This window comes from Candidatus Legionella polyplacis (assembly GCF_037013735.1).
GTDB classification, from domain to species: domain Bacteria; phylum Pseudomonadota; class Gammaproteobacteria; order Legionellales; family Legionellaceae; genus Legionella_E; species Legionella_E polyplacis_A.
On the sequence record NZ_CP135136.1, the window covers coordinates 19,035 to 39,558 of the forward strand.

Consider the following 20,524-nt stretch of genomic DNA (forward strand, 5'->3'; position numbering starts at 1 on the left):
TTATAAATAATTTTACATTATTGATATAATAATTTGCTATTTTTGTTTATTTTATAAATTTTTCTAGTTTTATTATTTCATATGCTGGTTCTTCATATGGATGAACTAATTTCAGTGTTTTTATTGCGTTATGAATATATTTAGCTTTACAAATCATTTCTACTTTATATTCTTTAACATAAGTAAGAGAATTTATTTTTCCGATTGTAGGATTTGCATTTTTTAATGGTTTAAATTGACCAATACCTAAACATTGCCAACACACTTCTGTATAATTTCCTAATTTTCCAGCACCAGAAGAAAAAAGTGCTTGTTTTACTTTTTCTACACTATTTTTTGGGATATATGTAATTATTTTATATATTAAGTTTTCCATTTTATATTACATCCTATACTTGGTTTTTGGTTTGTATTTATTGGAATTCCGTTAATTAAATTGTCAATAGTATCTTTAATAGATTTACCAGTAACTTTTATATTATTTTTTGGTCTAGAATCATCAAATTGACCTCTATATACTAAAAGTAATTTTTTATTAAAAATATAAAAATCTGGCGTACAAGTTGCTTTATAAAGTTTAGCTACTTCTTGTGTTTCATCATAAAGATAAGGAAAAGAATAATTATTTTTGATAGCTATTTTTTTCATATTTTCTGGGGAATCTTCTGGGTATTGTTTTATATCATTCGAATTGATTCCATAAAAGTTTACATTTTTATTTTTATAAAATAAAGATATTTCTGATAACTTTTTATTGATATGTTGAACATATGGACAATGGTTACATATAAACATTAAAACCATTGCATTAATTCTTATATTTTTTGGTGGAAATGATACAATATTTCCACTTATAACATCTATTAATGAAAATGAATATGCTTTAGTTCCTAACTGTATCATGCTGGAAGCGGTTTGTACCATATATTTGTTAAGTAATTTATTATTATGAAAATAATATTTTACAAAAAAAAAATAAAAAATAAAGAGAAAATAATTATTTTTAATCTTATAATATATATATCTTTAAAAGGAATATTTATTTTTATTTGATGTAGATTGAATAGTATCTCAATTATTACCAATGCAAGTAAATACCCTTGCTTACTGTTTCTTTAATGATGTTTTTTAATTTTTTATTGGATGCAGCCCAATAAGTTCCGTAATTGCTGGAAGTAAATTTTGCATTTGTATATTGACATATATACAGAACATTTATACATTTTATTTTATGGAAAGTATTATTTTTTTTACTAAAACATTCAAAACAAAAATTTTTTGTATCTAGAGAAAAAGCGGACCAGTTCATAGGGTCAAGAATTGTTGAGATCGTTAAAAAAAAATTTATTATTTTTTTTTGTTCTTTATTTTGGGTGATTTTAATAGGAAATTTACTATAATTATAAAATAAATACAATGATTGTTTTCCAGAAATATTTATAAATAAATTTTTATTATTAAAATAATACCCATTTTTTTTACATCCATTTGGAAATATAGTTTGTGCATTAGATACAAAAGTTAATAAAATATTTAGAATAAATAATATAAATTTATGTTTAATCATTAAATATCATTAAAATAATCGATGAAGAAATTTTAATTTTATAAAAAATTTATATTATTAATTATAATAAATTATATCAGTTTTTAGTAGAGTTAATTTGATGAATTATGTTTCAGTTTAACTTAGTTAAAATTAATATTTTTTATTAAGCAAGTAAATAAATATATTTTATTAAGATAGAGATAAATTAAATTTGTTTTATCTAGATTTATGATCTAGAATTAGTTAAAATTTATTTTAAATATAATATTATTTATTACATATACTTATTTATGAAATGGAATTTAACAAAAATTGAGAAAGAATTTATTGATTTAAAAAAGATTTGGATCAATCGTTTTAAATATTTTTTAGATAAAAAATTTAATAAAGAAAAAGTAAACTTTTTTTATAAAAAATACAGGTGTGTATTTCCTTTATCGTACATTAAAAATGTTTTACCAAAATCGGCAGTTGAAGATATACAATTTATTGAATTGTTATCAAAAAAAAACTTATTATTAGTTAATTTTAATAAATTTTTAAATAAAAAAAAAGAATATTTTTACTTTAAACTTTATAAGTTTAATGATTCAGTTATATTATCAAATATTTTATATATTATTAAGAATTTTGGATTACAAATCTTTAGTGGACAATCTTATCTTTTTAATTTTGGAGAAAATAAAAATATATGGATAAGTCATTTAATATTATTAAATAATAATAAAAATGTTAAAGTTAACATGTATTATGCAAAAAGATTAATTCAAGATGCTTTCAGAAATATTTATTTAGGATATGTAGAAAATGATAGTTTAAATAAATTAATCCTTTCTGCCAATTTATCTTGGAGAAAAATATCTATTTTGAGAATGTATGCAAAATATTTTAAACAAACAAAATTTATTTTTAATGAACAAACTATAAAACATATATTGAATCATAATATTTTTTTAACTAAATATTTAATTAAATTATTTAGGATACGTTTTAAACCAAATATTAATAATAGAAAGTATTATTATAAATTATTATTAAATGATATACATAAGTATTTATCTAAAGTAACTGATTTAACAGAGGATAGAGTAATTAGACAATATGTACAAGCTATTATTTATACTTTAAGAACTAATTACTATCAATACGATAGTTTCAATAAAAAATCACATAAAAATTATATATCAATTAAATTAGATAGTAAAAATATTCCATATATTCCAAAGCCATATCCTTTTTGTGAAATTTTTGTTTATTCGGTTCAATTTGAAGGTATTCATTTAAGAGGTGGAAAAATTTCTAGAGGAGGTATACGTTGGTCAGATAGAAAAAAAGATTTTAGAACAGAAATATTAGGATTAATGAAAACTCAACAAATAAAAAATTCATTAATTATTCCTAGTGGAGCAAAAGGAGGCTTTATAATAAAAGAGATTCAATGTGGAGTGATTGATTGTTATAAGTCTTTTATAAAAGGAATGTTGGATATTACTGATAATTATAAAGATGGAAATATCGTTCATCCTGTTAATGTTGTTTGTTTTGATGAATATGATCCTTATTTAGTTGTGGCAGCAGACAAAGGAACGTCAAATTTTTCAGACGTTGCTAATGAGATTTCTTATAAATATAGTTTTTGGTTAGGAGATGCTTTTGCATCTGGTGGTTCGAATGGATATAATCATAAGAAAATTGGTATCACCGCTAAAGGCGCATGGGAATCGATTAAATCAAATTTTTATGAAATAAATTTGAATATAAATAATGATTATTTTACAGTTGTTGGAATAGGAGATATGTCCGGAGATGTATTTGGAAACGGAATGTTATTATCTAATAAAATTCATTTATTGGGAGCGTTTAATCATATTCATATTTTTATAGATCCAAATCCTAATGCAGAAATAAGCTTTGAAGAGCGTAAGAGGTTATTTTATTTACCTCATTCTACATGGAAAGATTATAATATTAATTTAATATCCAAAGGTGGTGGGGTTTTTGATCGTTCTGAAAAATTTATTACTGTAAGTAAAGAAATGAAAAAAGTTTTTAATATTAATAATAGTGTTATTGAACCTAATGATTTGATAAAAATTTTGTTAAAATCTAAAGTTGATTTTTTATGGAGCGCTGGTATTGGTACATTTGTAAAGTCAAGTTATGAAGATCATACTGATGTAAATGATAAAATAAACGATTTAATTCGTATTGATGGAAAAGATTTAAAATGTAAAATTGTTGGTGAAGGAGGTAATTTAGGATTAACTCAGTTAGCTAGAATAGAATATGCATTAAATGGTGGATTGATATATACGGATTTTATAGATAACGTTGCTGGAGTTCATTGTTCAGATAAAGAAGTTAATATTAAAATTTTATTAGATAATATTAATTGTAGAGTGGCTAACAATGAACGTAATGATTTATTATCAAGTATTGAAAATGAAGTTGTTTTATCAATATTAAAGAATCATAATAATCAACTGAAAATTATTAATATTCTTTATATGCAATCTAGTTTATTAATAGATTTACATAGTGATTATATTGATTTTTTGGAAATTCATGAAAAATTTGAACGGAATTTGTATTTTTTACCTGATAAAAAATGTTTATTAAAACGTAAAATTTATAAAAAAGGTTTATTGAAACCAGAGATATCGATTTTAATAAGTTATAGTAAAATACTTTTAAAAAAGGCAATTTTAGAACTAAATATTAATAATGATTTATTTTTTAATAAAATTTTATTAAATTATTTTCCATCTATTTTGCAAAAAAAATATTCTAAATATATTATAGAATATCATCCATTAAGACGTGAAATTATTTCAACAAAACTCAGTAACTTAATTATAAATGATTTAGGATTTTCTTTTATTTATCAAATAAAAAATGATACAGGATCTTCCATAGATTCTATAATCTATGCTTATTTAATATCGAAAAATATTTTGAATTTTGAAAAATTATGGAAAAAAATTGAAACATTAGATAGTAAATTAAATTTTGGCGTGAAATATAATTTATATATCTTGCAAGTAAGATTGTTATATAGAGTTATACGGTGGATTTTAGAAAATCATAAAAATAAAAATAATATAAACATAGATTTAATTATTGAACATTATAGATATAAATTATCATTAATAAAAATGATTTTGTTAAATTCCTTATTATATAAGGAGTTATTAAATTCTATTTTTTTTATTCAAAATTATATTAGTTTAGGAATTTCACAATCATTATTAAATGATTGTATATTGTTAGAATGTTTAGTGTCTTTTATAGATATTATTTATGTGGAAGATATAACTAATATTAATATTGGTGAAATTATTGATATTTATTTATATATAGAGAAATTTTTAAAATTTAATTGGTTAAGAAATAAAATTCTTTCATATTCAATAAATAATTATCTAGATTATTTGATTAGAGAAGAATTTTTAAAAGATATTCAATTACAACAAAGAAAGATAGTAATACAATTTATTTATTTTTATAAAAAAAATAAAAAAGATTTAACTACTTCTTTAAATCAATGGATTAATAGTAATAGTGATTTAATAAATAATTGGAAAGGTATCTTGTCAAAATTTAAGATCAATTCTGTATATGATTTTAATATGATTTTTATGTTTATTCGTAAATTATTTACATTAACTGATATTTTTTTAAAAAAAATTTAATAGAAATATTAATATTTTTTGTAAACATTTTTATATAAGTATTTACTTATATTAATATAGTATTAAGGAGATATTTATTTTAAATGTGTAAAAAAATATTATTTTTCTAATTTTATAGAATGTATTTTTTTATTTGTATTTATACTAACTAGAGTTAAATATTTATAATGAGATATCGGACATATATCAATAAATCTTCCTAGTTCTATATTTTTTAAATCAAAAATTTTTTTTCCGGGAAATGGTTTATCTTTTTTTTCAATAACAAAATGTTTTAAAAAATATTTTTTTTTAGATTTATAAAATAATTTATTAATAATTTCTTGTCCTTTATAGCATCCTTTATTCAAAGATATATATTCTGATGGTAATAAAGTAAGTTTATTAGGCGTAAACATTTTTTGTGTTTCTTGACAGATTGAAAAAATCTTGTTTTCTATTTGTAATTTATGCCAAGATAAAGAACCTTTAATTTGATTAAGTTGTTTAAAATTATTAATAAGTGTATTTTTGTTTTTTTTATATATTATTAATATAAATAATTTTTTATTTATAGAGTAACAAAAAAATTTTTTGGTTTTAATTACTTTATTTTGTTTTATTTTTAATAGTAATGATGGATGAAAAGGAAGTAAATCTTGTTTATTTATAAAATAAAAACCATAAATATAATATTTGTTTTGATTTTTTATTTTTACATTAGATAAAAGTGCGGGTATTTTTAAAAGCATATTAATTTCTTTTAATACATCATTGGGTAAAATTAAGTGAAAATTTTTCCAAAAAATTATATCTAGTAAGCTGAAAATTTGTCCTTTTTCATTACAAATAGTTCCTTTTTGCATTAAATTTAAACTAATTTTATTTAAATTACAAGTTAATTGGCTCTGCAACATATTTAAAGATTGTTTACCATATATAGATAATATAGATAAGTTAGATAAATAAAAAAGATAATTTTTGTTTTTTTCATATTTAAATTCTTTTTGTAGGGAAGAATTATATAATGTGAAAATTCGATTTCCTATTTTATAAGATTTCATAGTAATATAGATATATTATAATATATATTATTTTTATAAAACTTTTAAAATAAAAGCAAATTTTAAATCTTTATGGTTAATTATATTCTAGAAAAAAGATATAGAAAAATTAAATGGCGTTGCAGAAGAGGTATACTTGAGTTAGATTTAATTTTGAGAAAATTTATTAATAATAAAATTTTTCTTTTATCTAAAAAACAATTATTTTTTTTTGAAATGTTAATTAATTACGATGATCAAGTTTTATTTGATTGGTTTGTTGGTAGAAAATTTCCTTTGGATAAAAATATTCAAAATATTATTAAAACTATTAATATTAATAACTTTGTTTTATAAATAAATAATTAAATACAATTTAATTGATTAAATTTAAAATTTTTTTTATTAAGAAAATAAAAAATTAAATTAAGTTTAATAATATGCATTCCCTGGAGTTCTAGGAAATGGTATGACATCACGGACATTATAAATTCCAGTAATAAAACTAATTAATCTTTCAAAACCTAAACCAAATCCTGCATGAGGTACTGTTCCATAAATTCTAAGATCTCTGTACCATTGATAATTTTCTTTGTTTAAGCCACATTCTTGAATTCTATTGTCTAGTACTTCTATACGTTCTTCTCTTTGTCCTCCACCAATAATTTCTCCAATGTTAGGGACAATCATATCCATCGCTGCTACTGTATTATTATCGTTATTAAGTCGCATATAAAAACTTTTAATTTGCTTTGGATAATCTGTAATTATTATAGGTTTTTTAAATATTTTTTCTGTAAGGTAACGTTCATGTTCTGTTTGTAAATCGATTCCCCATTTTATGGGATATTTAAATGAGATTTTAGATTTATCTAATATTTTTATACAATTAGTATATGAAATAATTTCAAATCCAAATTTAATAATATTTTCTAGTTTATTAATTAATTTTGTATCAATAAAGTCATTAAGAAATTTTAATTCATCTTCTCTTTCATCTAATATTTTTTTGCATAAATATAAAATAATATTTTTACTTATTTTGCAAATATCTTTTAATGAAGCAAATGCTATCTCGGGTTCAATCATCCAGAATTCTGATAAATGTTTACTAGTATTAGAATTTTCTGCTCTAAAAGTTGGACCGAAAGTATATACTTTAGACATTGACATACAATAAGCTTCTGCATTTAATTGAGTTGAAACCGTTAAAAATGTTTCTTTTTTAAAGAAATCTTTTTTAAAATTTATTTTTCCATCTGTTGTTTTTGGTATTTTAAGTAAATCTAAATTACTTACCCTAAACATTTTACTAGATCCTTCACAATCATTAGTTGTTATAATTGGTGCATTAATCCAAAAATATCCTTTTTTATGAAAATAATTATGAATAATTAAAGACAATGAATGCCTTATTCTGGTGATTGCACTTATAATTTTAGTTCTTGGTCTAAGATGAGGTATATTTCTTAAAAATTGTAATGTATGGTATTTTGCTTGAATAGGGTAATATTTTATGTTTTTAATCCATCCTATAACTTTTATAGTTTTAGCATGGATTTCAATATTTTGTTTTTTTCCTCTTGACAAGGTTAAAAGACCTATAACATTGATTGAGCAACCAGATGTTAACTTTAAAATTTCTTTTTCATAATTTTGTAAAACGTTAGATGCAATAATCTGTATTGATTGCATACATGATCCATCATTTAAATCAATAAATGATAATTTTTTTTGAGAATCACGTTTTGTTTTAACCCACCCATTAATTTTAATAATTTGATTTATTTTATTTTTTTTATCGAAGCAATCTTTAATTGAGTATGTTTTATACATAAATAAATATTTCCTTCATATATTATAGAAAATAATTTTATTATATTTTCTAGTAATAATTAATTATATTTTTATAAAATGATTTTTTTATTTGGAATAAATAGTGTTGATTTTAATTTTTGTTACTTGATTAATTTTTGTTGATTAAATTTGTTATTATATAATTTAAATATTAAAATTAAAAAAGAAATTAAATATTAAATATTAATAATCATCATCCCAGTTTAAAACACCTCCACTTTGATATTCTGTAACTCTTGTCTCAAAAAAATTTTTTTCTTTTTTTAAATCTGTCATTTCGCTCATCCATGGAAATGGATTATTTATATTTGAATATATCATAGGTAATCCAATTTGATTAAGTCTTCTATTAGCTATAAAGTATAAATATTCTTTAAACATTTCTATGTTCATTCCTAAAATTCCATTTTTTATGGTATCAACAGCATATTGATATTCGAGATTTACTCCTTCTTTTATTAATGAAATAATTTGTTTTTTAAAATTTTCTGTCCATAAATGAGGATTTTCATTTTTAATTTGATTAATTAAATCAATTCCAAAATTCATATGCATAGATTCATCTCTTAAAATGTATTGAAATTGTTCAGAAGTACCAATCATTTTATTTTGTCGACCCATTGAAAGAATTTGAACAAACCCTACATAAAAAAATATTCCTTCAAAAATTATATAGAATGCAATAAGATCATATAATAATTTTTGATCATTTTTTAGTGTTCCTGTTTTAAAATAAGGATCACTTAAATTTTGTGTAAAAGGTAAAGCCCAAGCAGCTTTTTTAGAAACAGAAGGGATTTCTTTATACATATTAAATATTTCAGATTCATCTAGCCCTAAACTTTCGACTATATATTGATATGCATGTGTGTGTAAAGCTTCTTCGAAAGCCTGTCTAAGTAAATATTGTCTACATTCTGGATTGGTAATATGTTTATAAATTGCTAGTACTAAATTATTAGCTACTAAAGAATCAGCAGTAGAAAAAAAACCTAAACTTCTTTTAATGATTAATCGTTCGTTATCACTTAATGATCGTGGGTTTTTCCATAGAACAATGTCATTGTTCATATTTATTTCATTAGGCATCCAATGATTTGCACAAGATAATAAATATTTTTCCCATGCCCAATTGTATTTTAATGGAACTAATTGATTAAGATCAGCTCTACAATTAATAATTTTTTTATCATCAACATTAATTCTATTTAAATTAATTTTATTAGATGTATTGTATTTTTTTTGTATCTTTTTTTTGATATTTTGATTGTCATTTTTTATAAATAACATTATTTTCTCCTATTGACATACTTCACAATTAGAATCAAGAGGTTCATAAGATATTTTGTGTTTTTTTATTTTTTTTGGTTTAACTGCATTTAGCTCGTAGTTAGTAAGTGTAGATTTTTCAATACTACTAGCACTTAAACTTCTCAGATAGTATGTAGTTTTTAATCCTTTTATCCATGCTTGTTTATATATGAAGTCCATTTCTTTTCCAGATGGTTTATTAATATATATGTTTAATGATTGTGATTGATCTATCCATTTTTGTCTTCTAGAGGCAGATTCTATTAACCATAATGGATTAATTTCAAATGCAGTCATATAACGTTTTTTTATAAATTCAGGAATACGTTTAATATTTTGAATACTTCCATTGAAGTGTTTAAGATCATTTATCATAGTTTCATCCCATAAATTTAAATCTTTTAAGTCTTTAACCAAATAAGAATTTATTATAGTAAATTCTCCTGATAAATTTGATTTTACATAAAGATTTTTGTATATTGGTTCTATGGATTGTGATACTCCACAAATATTAGAAATTGTTGCGGTAGGTGCAATTGCCATGATATTAGAATTACGCATTCCTTGATTTTTTATTTTTATTTTTAATGTTTTCCAATCAAGATGTTGAGAAAGATTTTGACAAAAATATTTTTTATGTCTTGATTGTTTTACAAAATCAATACTTTCTATAGGTAATATACCTTTACTCCATAAAGATCCTTTATAACTAGAGTAACACCCTCGTTCTTTTGCTAAATTACATGAGGCTTCAATTGCATAATAACTAATCAGCTCCATAGAATTATCTGAAAATTCTATAGCTTCTTTAGATGCATAATTTATATTAAGTTTATAAAGAGTATCTTGAAACCCCATTACTCCTAGACCAATAGGTCTATGTCTTATATTAGTGTTACGAGCTTTCAGAATGGCATAATAATTAATATCAATAACGTTATCAAGCATACGTATTGCAATATTTATTGTATTTTTTAATTTATCAATATTTAGTTCTTTATCTATAATATGATTGGATAAATTAATACTTCCTAAATTACAAACTGCAATTTCATCATAAGATGTATTTAATGTAATTTCTGTACAAAGATTAGAACTATGAATTACTCCACAATGTTGTTGTGGGGATCTTAGGTTACATGTATCTTTAAACGTTATCCATGGATGACCAGTTTCAAATAACATAGAAAGTATTTTTCTCCATAAATCAATTGCATATACTGTTTTGGTTTCTTTTATGAGTTTTTCTTTAGCTTTTTTTTCATATTCAATGTATGTATTTTCGAAAATTATGCCATATTTTTCGTGTAAATCTGGAACTTTATTTGGAGAAAAAAGAGTCCATTTTCCTTTTTCATAAACTCTTTTCATAAAAAGATCGGGTATCCATAAAGCAGTATTCATATCATGAGTACGCCTTCTATCATCTCCTGTGTTTTTTCTCAATTCTATAAATTCTTCAACATCAAGATGCCAACATTCTAGATATGCACAAACTGCTCCTTTTCGTTTTCCCCCTTGATTTACAGCAATAGCAGTTGCATTTGCTACATTTAAAAATGGTATTATCCCTAAAGAAACTCCATTAGTTCCTTTTATATGAGATCCCATCGCTCTAACTGAAGTCCAATCGTTTCCTATTCCTCCTGCAAATTTAGAAAGCAATGCATTATCTTTTATAGAATTAAAAATATCTTCTAAATTATCAGAGATTGATGTTAAGTAACAACTTGAAAGTTGTGGTCTTGTAGTGCCTGAATTAAAAAGAGTTGGTGTGGAAGGCATATAATCAAATGAGGATAATATATTATAAAAATCTATAGCTTTTTCATTTTTTTTAGTTTCATGAATAGATAGTCCCATAGCAATTCGCATAAAGAAGGCTTGAGGTAATTCATATCGTATTTCTTGATCATGTAATAAATAACGATCATATAAAGTTTTTAAACTTATATAGGTAAATTTTTTATCTTTGTTTGGAGATAGTGCCTTACTTATTTTTTCTAAATTAAAATCACTTAATTTTGGGTCTAGAACACCTTGTATTATTCCTTTTTTTAAATATTTATAAAAATAATTGATATAATTTAATTTATTTTGATTGAAAAAAAATTCATTTTTTAAATTCAGTTCATCAAGAGCTTCGTTGTAAAGTTTATTTAATAACAATCTAGAACAAACATAAGTATAATTAGGTTCTTTTTCAATTAAAGTTTTAGAAACCATGATAAGTACAGTGTAAATATCTTCTATTGTTGCTTTTTTATGTAAGTTTCGTAATGTTTCTTTTTTAATTAAATCATAATTAATATTGTCTAGATTTTTGGGTAAATTATTTATAATATTCTCTATTTTTTCTGGGATTGACAATGTTTTTTTATGGTTTAGATTAAAATCCAAAGAAGTTTCTTTTAACATCTTTTCTCCTATGTAAAGTACATAAAATATTGTTATATGTTTATTTATAAGTAGTATATTAATTAAAATTATATTATTGCATTGTTGTATATTGTTATAAAATTAATGTTGTGTTTTCTGATTTTTAATAAATTTATTAATGTAATTAAAGAACTTATATTTAAGTATATATAGAGATTAATCTATAAATTAATTGTTATAGTCATAAATTAACTTTTAAATTAATAATAATTTTATGTATATTTAAAATATAAAAATTTTAAAGCTAAAATTAGCTAGCATGTTTATATATTTTAATGTTAAATTCTAAGTAATTCATAAATTAAATTATGTACTTGTATAATACTAATTTAAGTGGTTATTATTATTTTAAATGATGGATATATTAATTACAATATTAATACATGGTTTATGTTATTATTTATTTTTAGAAAGTGTCTTAAATTTAATTTACATTAATTATTATATATGTCAAACTAAACAATAGTTTAAAATTTTAATTAGATAAAATATGAAGATATTTTCAAATTTGTTAAAAAATAAAATTATTGATAATTCAATAAATAATTCGTTTAAATTAATGAATTATGTTTTAGATAAAGCATTATTTAATGGAGCTACAGATGCTATGGTTTTTACATGTTATAATCTAGGTTTTTTAATTAATGTTCGTATGAGAAAATTAGAATCAATTTTTTTTAACAAAAAAATAAAGATAAAGGTTATTATTTTTTATGGATATAAAAAAAGTGAGGTAGATTGTACAAATATTTCTTTTGATAATATTGATTGTTTAATTAAAAAAGCAATTGATATAGCTAAGATAAGTGACGAAGATTATTGTAATAAATTACCAAATAAAGAGTTGATGAAAAATGAATATCCAGATTTGAATCTATATCATCCTTGGATAATATCATTAAATGACATGACAAATAAAATTATAGATTATGAATCTCAAGCACTTAATTTAGATAAGCGAATTAAAAATTCAGACGGATTTTATTTATCTAATAATATTTATTATAAGAGTTTTGTTTCTACAAATAATAGATCAGGTATTTTTAAAAGTACCTGTCATAGTATAGGATGTTCATTTATTGCAGAAGATCAGAAAAATAATAATATGCATAGAGATTATGATTATAGTATAGCTAGGGATTATTTAGATCTTATTTCATTTAAAAATTTAACTAAAAAAGCAATTAGAAATACTATAAGTAGATTAGGTTCTAAAAAAATAAAAACACAGAGATTACCAATTATTTTTTCTTCTCGTGTTTCTAAAGAAATATTATTAAGTTTTATTTACGCTATTAGCGGAAGTAATATATATAGTAAAAATTCATTTTTAATTGATTCTATTGGGAAACAAATTTTTCCTAAATATTTTAAGATTTATGAAGATCCTTATATTATGAAAGGATTGGGAAGTGCTCCATTTGATTGTGAAGGAGTTTATACTAGAAAAAATGTATTTGTTGAAAATGGTATATTAAAACAATATGCATTAGGTAGTTATGATGCAAGAAAACTTGGATTAAAAACAACAGGAAACAAAGGTGGAGTTCATAATTTAATTGTTGTTCCAAATGTACAAAAAATGAAAAATTTGTTGTCAATAGTAAATTTTGGAATATTAATTACAGAATTGATGGGGAATGGTATAAATATTTTAACTGGAAATTATTCTCAGGGTGTATTTGGTTTTTGGGTAGAAAAAGGTGAAATTACATTTCCAATTGATGGTATAACGATTGCTGGTAATTTATTAGATATGTATAAATCTATAATAGCAGTATGTGATGATATTAATAAAAATTCTAATGTACAGTGCGGTTCAATATTAATTGAAGAAATGATGGTTTCTGGAAGTTAGTTAAAATTATTTTTTTAATATAGTTAATATATTTTTATTTAATAAAAATAAAATTTTTTATAATGGAAAATAAATATTTATGTCAAAAGAAGATCATATTGAAATGTCTGGAATAGTTATAGATACTTTGCCAAATACTATGTTTAGAGTAAAATTAGAAAACGGGCATATTATTATTGCCCATATTTCTGGAAGAATGAGAAAAAATTATATTCGTATTTTGACTGGAGATAAAGTAAAAATTGAGCTTACACCATATGATTTAACAAAAGGTAGAATTATTTTTAGAGAAAAAATATAATATTTTTTTAAAAAGTTTTATTTCAATTTATGTTATGAATATTAAAAGTGGAAAAAAATATTTAACATTTAATGGAATAAGTGCTATTAAGGATGGTGTTAAAGAAAATAATTCTAAAAAATTGAAATTTTTACCAAAACCGTATTGGATAAGAATTAAACAAGTTAATAGTACTTTATTTTATAAAATAAAAAATTATTTATCGAAATATAAATTAAATACTGTATGTGAAGAAGCAAAATGTCCAAACATTAATGAATGCTGGTCTAATGGTACAATGACTATTATGCTAATGGGATCTGTATGTACTCGTTCATGTTCATTTTGTTCTATAGATACTGGTAATCCAAGAAAAATTATAGATATTTTTGAGCCACGTAATGTAGCTAAAGTAATATCGTTTTTAAATATGAAATATATAGTATTAACATCAGTTAATCGTGATGATCTAAGAGATGGTGGCTTAAAACATTTTATTAGAACTATAAAATTTATAAAAATATATTCTCCTGAAATAAAAATAGAAGTTTTATCACCAGATTTTAGTAAATCAATGAAAAATATAAAGATATTAGTTAACAGTGGTATTCATGTTTTTTCACAAAATATAGAAACAGTAAAGCGTTTAACTAAAATTGTTAGAGATAATAGATCAAGTTATACTAATACATTAAATGCTTTAAGTTATGCTAAAAAATACAATTCAAATATTTTAACAAAATCTAGTATAATGTTAGGACTTGGTGAGAATTATGAAGAAGTTATTGAAACTATGAATGATTTACGCAAGAAAAATGTTGATTTATTAACGTTAGGTCAATATTTGCAACCAACAAAAAATCATTTGCCAGTTGTACGTTATATTAAACCTGAAGAATTTAATCAATTTAAAAAAATTGGATTAGATAAAGGTTTTTTTAAAGTAGAATCAGGTCCATTAGTTCGTTCTAGTTATAACGCTGAAAGCGTTTTTAACAAAAGAAATCTATAATTTTATTTATATAAAATAATATATTATTCATATTTTATTTATGGCTATGAGTGGATTTGAACCACTGACCTTGGCGTTATGAGTGCCATGCTCTTTACCGACTGAGCTACATAGCCTTTTATATATGAAAATATTAAAATTATCAAAATGTTATAAAAAATTCAGTTTATATTGATAATTATTTTGATGTTAATACAATGTATAATACTTTCTTCTCTCTTAGTATTTGTAATATTAATTTAGATTTTGTTTTTTTTGATATAGAATTTAAAGTGTTCATATTTAGTATTGTTTTATTATTTGCTGAAATGATAATATCATTAGGTTGCAATCCTGATTTCCATCCAATACTATTTTTTGATACATTGATAATTTGAACTCCAATAATATGTTCATATGATGAAGAATATTCTTCATAATTTTTTAAAGCTAATCCATATAAAAAAGGATTTTTTAATTGTAACTTATTTATATATTTTTTGGAATCCATAATGATACTTTTTAAATAAATTTTTTTTCCATTTCTTAATATTTTTAGATGTATCAGTTCCCCAACTCTTAATAATCCCATAATAAATTTAATTTGTTCAATTTTGTCAACAATTGTTTCATTTATTTGTAAAATAATATCTTTAGGTTTTAATCCAGATTTTTCAGCAGAAGATTCTTTTTCAACTTTTGTAATAATAACTCCATGAAGATTTTCTGAATAACCCATTGCTTTAGCTAATTCTGGAGTAAGATTTTGCATAATAATTCCTAATAATCCTCTATGAATAAAACCATATTTAATTAATTGTCTGGCAATTTTTTTCGCCATATTAATTGGTATAGCAAATCCTATTCCTACGTTACCTCCATGAGGAGAAATAATAGCTGTATTAATTCCTATTAATTCCCCTTTCATATTTAGTAAAGCCCCACCAGAATTTCCTGGATTAATTGCAGCATCTGTTTGAATAAAATTTTCTATTTTTTCTATGTTAAGATTATTTCTTTTAGTAGCACTAATAATTCCAAATGTTACTGTTTGATTATTTCCTGAATCGTTTAATCCAAATGGATTTCCAATAGCTACAACAAAATCGCCAACTTCTGCTTTATCAGAATCACCAATAGAAATTTTTGGAAGATTTTTAATATTAATTTTTAAAATTGCAATATCTGTTTCTGAGTCACTACCTATTAACTTAGCATTTATTTTTTTTCCGTTATTTAACGTAATTAAAATTAAACTAGCATTGCTAATAACATGATTATTTGTAATAACTAAACCATTTTTTGAATCTAGTATAACACCTGATCCAATGTTTTGAATTTTTTGTTTTTTGTAAAAAGAACTTTTTTTTTGAAGGTTATTAGTTTTTTTTTCATTTAAAAGGTAAATATTATTGGTATTTTTTTGTACAGCTATTATGTTAACAATAGAAGGCATTGCTTGTTTTAAAATTGTAGATAAAGTAAATATATTATTTTCTTTATTTAGTAAGATATTATTTGTTGCAAATGATAATGAAACAAATGTTTTAAAAAATATTAATAATATTAATAACGTTTTTTTTAAAAAAATATTAAATATATGCATATTTTATTCTGAAAATTTAATTTAAAAAATAAGTATTTTAAATTTTTGGCATGTATTTTTAAATACATAATATATTTTATTAATAATGAGTTTTATCTATTAATATTAATATATATTAATTTTATTTTAAAATAATATCTTTATTTAATTCAGATAAAATAAATTTAAAATCTTCTGGCAGTGGTGATATGAATTTTAGTATTTTTTGTGTACTTGGATGAATGAATGATAATTTATAAGCATGTAAGGCTTGTCTTTTAAAATTTTTTAAGACATTCATTAATTTTTGATTAATTTTTTTAGAGAAACATATTTTTTTTCCATATAATTGGTCACCTATAATAGGATGATTAATATATGACATATGAACTCTAATTTGATGAGTCCTTCCAGTTATAAGTTTAATTTTAACTAAAGTTAAATAACGGTATTTTTTTTGAACAGAAAATAATGTAGTTGCAATTTTTCCATTATTTAGTACAGACATTTTTAAACGATTTTTAGGATTTCTTCCATAAAAAGTATTGATTATTCCATTGGATAATAATGTTCCATGTACTAATGCAAGATAATATTTTTTTATATTATGATTTTTCATTTGGTTTAACAAATGAAAATAAGATTTTATTTTTTTAGCAATAATTATTAATCCCGTAGTATTTTTATCTAATCGATTTAATAAACCAAATCTTGGTAATAATTGAAAATTTTTATTGTAATACAGAAGTGCATTTAATAGTGTATGTTTTTTGTTTCCAGCACCTGGATGTACAACAAGATTGTTAGGTTTATTAATAATCAATATTTCATTGTCTTCATAAATAATATTTAATGCTATATTTTCTGGATGAATATCATTTATATCTTTGTTTATATTATTTAATTTTATATATACAATTTCTCCTCCTAAAACTTTATAACTTGGTTTTGAATTGCAATTATTTATTGTAATTTCTCCTTTTTTTAAAAAATAGTTTAGTTGAGATCTAGAATAATTTGGAAACATATAAGATAATGTAATATCAATTCTCTTACCAGAATATTTTTTTGGAATTATAATTTTTTTTAATATGTTTTTTTGAAAATTCATATAAAAAATAATAATTAAATATTACATATTTTTAAAAATCGTCCTCTTAAAGAATTTGGTAGAGACTCTGTTATATATACTTTAACAAAATGTCCGATTAAAGTTATAGGTCCATCAAAATTCACTATTCTATTGCATTCTGTTCTTCCACATAATTGTTGAGAATTTTTTTTAGATATATTTGTAACTAAAATGATTTGTATGGTATTGACTAAGGATTGACTATATTTGTTAGAATAATGTAAAAGTAAATTTTGTAATGTTTTTAGTCTTTGTTTTTTGGTTTTTATTGAAATATTATCTTGAAATTCAGAAGCGATTGTTCCTGGTCTAGGACTAAAAATAAAATAAAATGAAGTATCAAATTTTATTTCTTTTACTAGGTCAATAGTTTTTTGAAAATCTTCATCTGATTCACCTGGAAATCCTACAATAATATCAGTTGATATTCTAATTTTAGATCTTATTTTTTTAATTTTTTTTATAATTTTTTTAAATTCTTTTATAGAATAATCTCTTTTCATTAATTTCAATATTTTATCTGATCCACTTTGTACAGGTAAATGAATATGGCTAACTAATTTATTAGTATATTGATAGACATTGATTAATGTATGAGAAAATTCTAATGGATGTGATGTTAAAAAACGAATTCTACCAATTTTATCAATTGACGCTATATACTTAATAAGTAATGCTAAATCAGCGTTATTTCCATTTTTTGTTACACCTTTATAACTATTAACGTTTTGTCCTAGTAAAATAATTTCTTTAATTCCGTTTAATGATAGTTCATAACATTCCTTTAAAATTTCGTCAAAAGAACGGTGTATTTCTTCTCCTCTAGTATATGGAACAATACAATAACTACAATATTTATTACATCCTTCCATAATTGGAATTAAAGCAGTAGGATTTTTATGTTTAGATTTAGGAAGATATTTAAATTTTTCTGTCTCCGAAAAATTGATATCTATAACAGTTTTTTTGGTATTTAGATATTTATCTAATAAATTTGGTAATTTATGGATTGTTTGTGGACCGAAAATAATATTAATACATGGAGCACGTTTTATTAAATTTATTCCTTCTTGAACAGATAAACATCCTCCAATACCTATTATAGTGTTAGATTTTTTTTTTTGTATTTTATTTAGTTTTCCTAACTCAGAAAATATTTTTTCTTGAGGTTTTTCTCTTACAGAGCAGGTATTTAATATTATAATGTCTGCTTTTAAAATATTTTTTACTAATGTAATTTTATGAGATTTATATAGTATTTCAAATATTTTATCCGAGTCATATTGATTCATTTGGCAACCATATGTTTTGATATAGAGTGTTTTTATCATAATAATTTTTATTGTATATTGTACTTAATATATCTATAAACAATTAATAATTTTCTTTTATCTTAGTAAGAATTATTAAAGAAATTATTATACTAATGGGTAGTAGTGTTAGCGCTATATAATAAGCTTTTATAGGATATATAATAATATTATTATAAATAATATTATGTTTATAACATATTTTATCTAAAATTAAACCAATGATAGGTTGAATTAAAGCAATTCCTAACATATTTATTGTGTTTATAAAGCTTAACCCAGTTGCAAAATTTTTTTTGCTATAAAGTGTTTTTCCTAAAGTAAATGAAGAAAAAAAACCTGAAGAAAAAAAACCAAAACTAAATAATAATAATTGCAATATCCAATGTAAATGGATATTGCAATAAATAAATAAAGAATTAGTAAATAATGCTCCAAAACTACTTATATACATTACTGGTTTACATTTTTTAATCCAGTTAGAATATAACCCCCATAGTGGGCTACCTATTGCCCATCCTACAAAAATTAAAGATACATAATTTGCTGCAATGGTTTTATTCAAATTGATTTTTTCCATAAGAAATGGAACTCCCCATAATCCACAGAAAATTGGAGTTGGCATATACATAAAACCACCGTATAAAGCAATTAACCAAAGTTGAGGATTTTTTAACATTGTATATATATTTTTTATAATATTTTTATTAATTAATGATTTAGTATCTTCAGATAAATTATTCTTTTTTGTTTTTCCATTCAAAAAAATAGTCATTAAAAATGGTAGTATTAATCCAAAAATTCCAATAAAAAAAATACTTTTTCTCCATCCATAATATTTAATAAGTATAGATAAAGGAGCTTCTCCAATAATTGATCCTAACATCCCAAATGTAACCATAATTCCAGTTAAAAAAGAAAAATATTTAGAAGAAAAATAGTGATTAATTAATTTCATTGATCCAATTATTGCAAAAGCAGAACTACATCCCAGAATTAATCTGGATATACAAGCCATAATAAAATTATTTGTAATACTAAATATAATTGCACTTGAAGAGCAAAAAATAGATGCAAGTATCAAAAGATATTGTGGCATAAAATAGTCCATTAATAATCCTATAGGTAATTGCATAAAAGCATAAGAATAAAAGTAAATTCCAGATAATATTCCTAATGTATTTCCATTAATTAAAAAATCATGTGTTAATTCATTTGTCATAACACTTGGAGCTACTTGTAATAAAGACTCATAAAAGTAAAATATACAGCTTAATCCCCAAATTATGTAAAAAGTTATTGATGATCGTAAAGATTTAGGAATGATAATTATCAATTTCTTTTTATTAGATTGTTTATTTTTCATTTATTTTAAAACTCCAATTTCTAAATTGTTATTATAAATTAACAATTAATCAAATGAAAATAATTTATAAATTATTTTCATTTTTATATTCTTATTTTAAAATAAAATATTTTAATTTGAATTATTAGTATA

The 20,524-nt window shown here is 21.9% G+C and carries 16 protein-coding genes and 1 tRNA gene; 5 read left to right on the forward strand and 12 right to left on the reverse strand.

Going from position 1 to position 20,524, the window contains the following annotated elements; translation table 11 throughout:
* Positions 1-46: 46 nt before the first annotated feature.
* From RQL38_RS00120 to RQL38_RS00130, 3 genes are all read right to left on the reverse strand, one after another.
* The gene (locus RQL38_RS00120) at positions 47-376 is read right to left on the reverse strand and encodes an NGG1p interacting factor NIF3 (protein WP_338521611.1); all 330 of its coding nucleotides are present in this window, start codon (positions 374-376) and stop codon (positions 47-49) included.
* Entirely contained in the window at positions 364-924 is a 561-nt protein-coding gene (locus RQL38_RS00125) for a thioredoxin family protein (protein WP_338521613.1), read from the reverse strand. Before RQL38_RS00125 ends, RQL38_RS00120 begins: the two co-directional genes overlap by 13 nt.
* 154 nt (positions 925-1,078) lie before the next feature.
* Complete coding sequence (locus tag RQL38_RS00130; RefSeq protein WP_338521614.1) at positions 1,079-1,567, reverse strand: hypothetical protein; 489 nt, start codon at positions 1,565-1,567, stop codon at positions 1,079-1,081.
* Positions 1,568-1,839: 272 nt separating this feature from the next.
* Between RQL38_RS00130 and RQL38_RS00135 the strand changes: the two genes are divergently transcribed.
* A complete protein-coding gene (locus RQL38_RS00135; RefSeq protein WP_338521616.1) occupies positions 1,840-5,241 on the forward strand; it encodes an NAD-glutamate dehydrogenase domain-containing protein in 3,402 nt (1,133 codons plus the stop codon).
* 98 nt (positions 5,242-5,339) lie between these two features.
* Here the strand turns inward: RQL38_RS00135 and RQL38_RS00140 are convergent, their stop codons facing one another.
* On the reverse strand, positions 5,340-6,284 hold the full coding sequence (locus tag RQL38_RS00140; RefSeq protein WP_338521618.1) for a hypothetical protein: 945 nt from the start codon (positions 6,282-6,284) through the stop codon (positions 5,340-5,342).
* A gap of 72 nt (positions 6,285-6,356) precedes the next feature.
* On the opposite strand from RQL38_RS00140, the gene RQL38_RS00145 reads away from it, so the two are divergent.
* Positions 6,357-6,620, forward strand: a complete 264-nt coding sequence (locus RQL38_RS00145; RefSeq protein WP_338521620.1) for a succinate dehydrogenase assembly factor 2 — start codon at positions 6,357-6,359, stop codon at positions 6,618-6,620.
* 75 nt (positions 6,621-6,695) lie between these two features.
* Here RQL38_RS00145 and asnS read toward each other — a convergent pair whose 3' ends face one another.
* The 3 genes from asnS to RQL38_RS00160 form a co-directional block, all read right to left on the reverse strand.
* Entirely contained in the window at positions 6,696-8,099 is a 1,404-nt protein-coding gene (gene asnS, locus RQL38_RS00150) for an asparagine--tRNA ligase (RefSeq protein ID WP_338521622.1), read from the reverse strand.
* 204 nt (positions 8,100-8,303) lie between these two features.
* Complete coding sequence (locus RQL38_RS00155; RefSeq protein ID WP_338521624.1) at positions 8,304-9,410, reverse strand: ribonucleotide-diphosphate reductase subunit beta; 1,107 nt, start codon at positions 9,408-9,410, stop codon at positions 8,304-8,306.
* Between the two features lie 9 nt (positions 9,411-9,419).
* Entirely contained in the window at positions 9,420-11,849 is a 2,430-nt protein-coding gene (locus tag RQL38_RS00160; protein ID WP_338521626.1) for a ribonucleoside-diphosphate reductase subunit alpha, read from the reverse strand.
* Between the two features lie 511 nt (positions 11,850-12,360).
* On the opposite strand from RQL38_RS00160, the gene RQL38_RS00165 reads away from it, so the two are divergent.
* From RQL38_RS00165 to lipA, 3 genes are all read left to right on the forward strand, one after another.
* Complete coding sequence (locus tag RQL38_RS00165; protein ID WP_338521628.1) at positions 12,361-13,728, forward strand: metallopeptidase TldD-related protein; 1,368 nt, start codon at positions 12,361-12,363, stop codon at positions 13,726-13,728.
* A gap of 79 nt (positions 13,729-13,807) precedes the next feature.
* Positions 13,808-14,029 (forward strand): translation initiation factor IF-1, encoded by a 222-nt coding sequence (gene infA / locus RQL38_RS00170; RefSeq protein ID WP_338521630.1) that lies wholly within the window; start codon positions 13,808-13,810, stop codon positions 14,027-14,029.
* A gap of 34 nt (positions 14,030-14,063) precedes the next feature.
* The gene (gene lipA / locus RQL38_RS00175) at positions 14,064-15,020 is read left to right on the forward strand and encodes a lipoyl synthase (protein ID WP_338521632.1); all 957 of its coding nucleotides are present in this window, start codon (positions 14,064-14,066) and stop codon (positions 15,018-15,020) included.
* 41 nt (positions 15,021-15,061) lie between these two features.
* Here the strand turns inward: lipA and RQL38_RS00180 are convergent.
* From RQL38_RS00180 to RQL38_RS00200, 5 genes are all read right to left on the reverse strand, one after another.
* Positions 15,062-15,136 (reverse strand) — tRNA-Met (locus tag RQL38_RS00180).
* A gap of 62 nt (positions 15,137-15,198) precedes the next feature.
* A complete protein-coding gene (locus tag RQL38_RS00185; RefSeq protein WP_338521635.1) occupies positions 15,199-16,605 on the reverse strand; it encodes a trypsin-like peptidase domain-containing protein in 1,407 nt (468 codons plus the stop codon).
* A gap of 121 nt (positions 16,606-16,726) precedes the next feature.
* On the reverse strand, positions 16,727-17,695 hold the full coding sequence (locus RQL38_RS00190) for an RluA family pseudouridine synthase (RefSeq protein ID WP_338521637.1): 969 nt from the start codon (positions 17,693-17,695) through the stop codon (positions 16,727-16,729).
* Positions 17,696-17,709: 14 nt separating this feature from the next.
* On the reverse strand, positions 17,710-19,047 hold the full coding sequence (miaB, locus tag RQL38_RS00195; RefSeq protein WP_338521638.1) for a tRNA (N6-isopentenyl adenosine(37)-C2)-methylthiotransferase MiaB: 1,338 nt from the start codon (positions 19,045-19,047) through the stop codon (positions 17,710-17,712).
* Between the two features lie 43 nt (positions 19,048-19,090).
* Positions 19,091-20,392 (reverse strand): MFS transporter, encoded by a 1,302-nt coding sequence (locus RQL38_RS00200; protein ID WP_338521639.1) that lies wholly within the window; start codon positions 20,390-20,392, stop codon positions 19,091-19,093.
* Between the last annotated feature and the right edge of the window lie 132 nt (positions 20,393-20,524).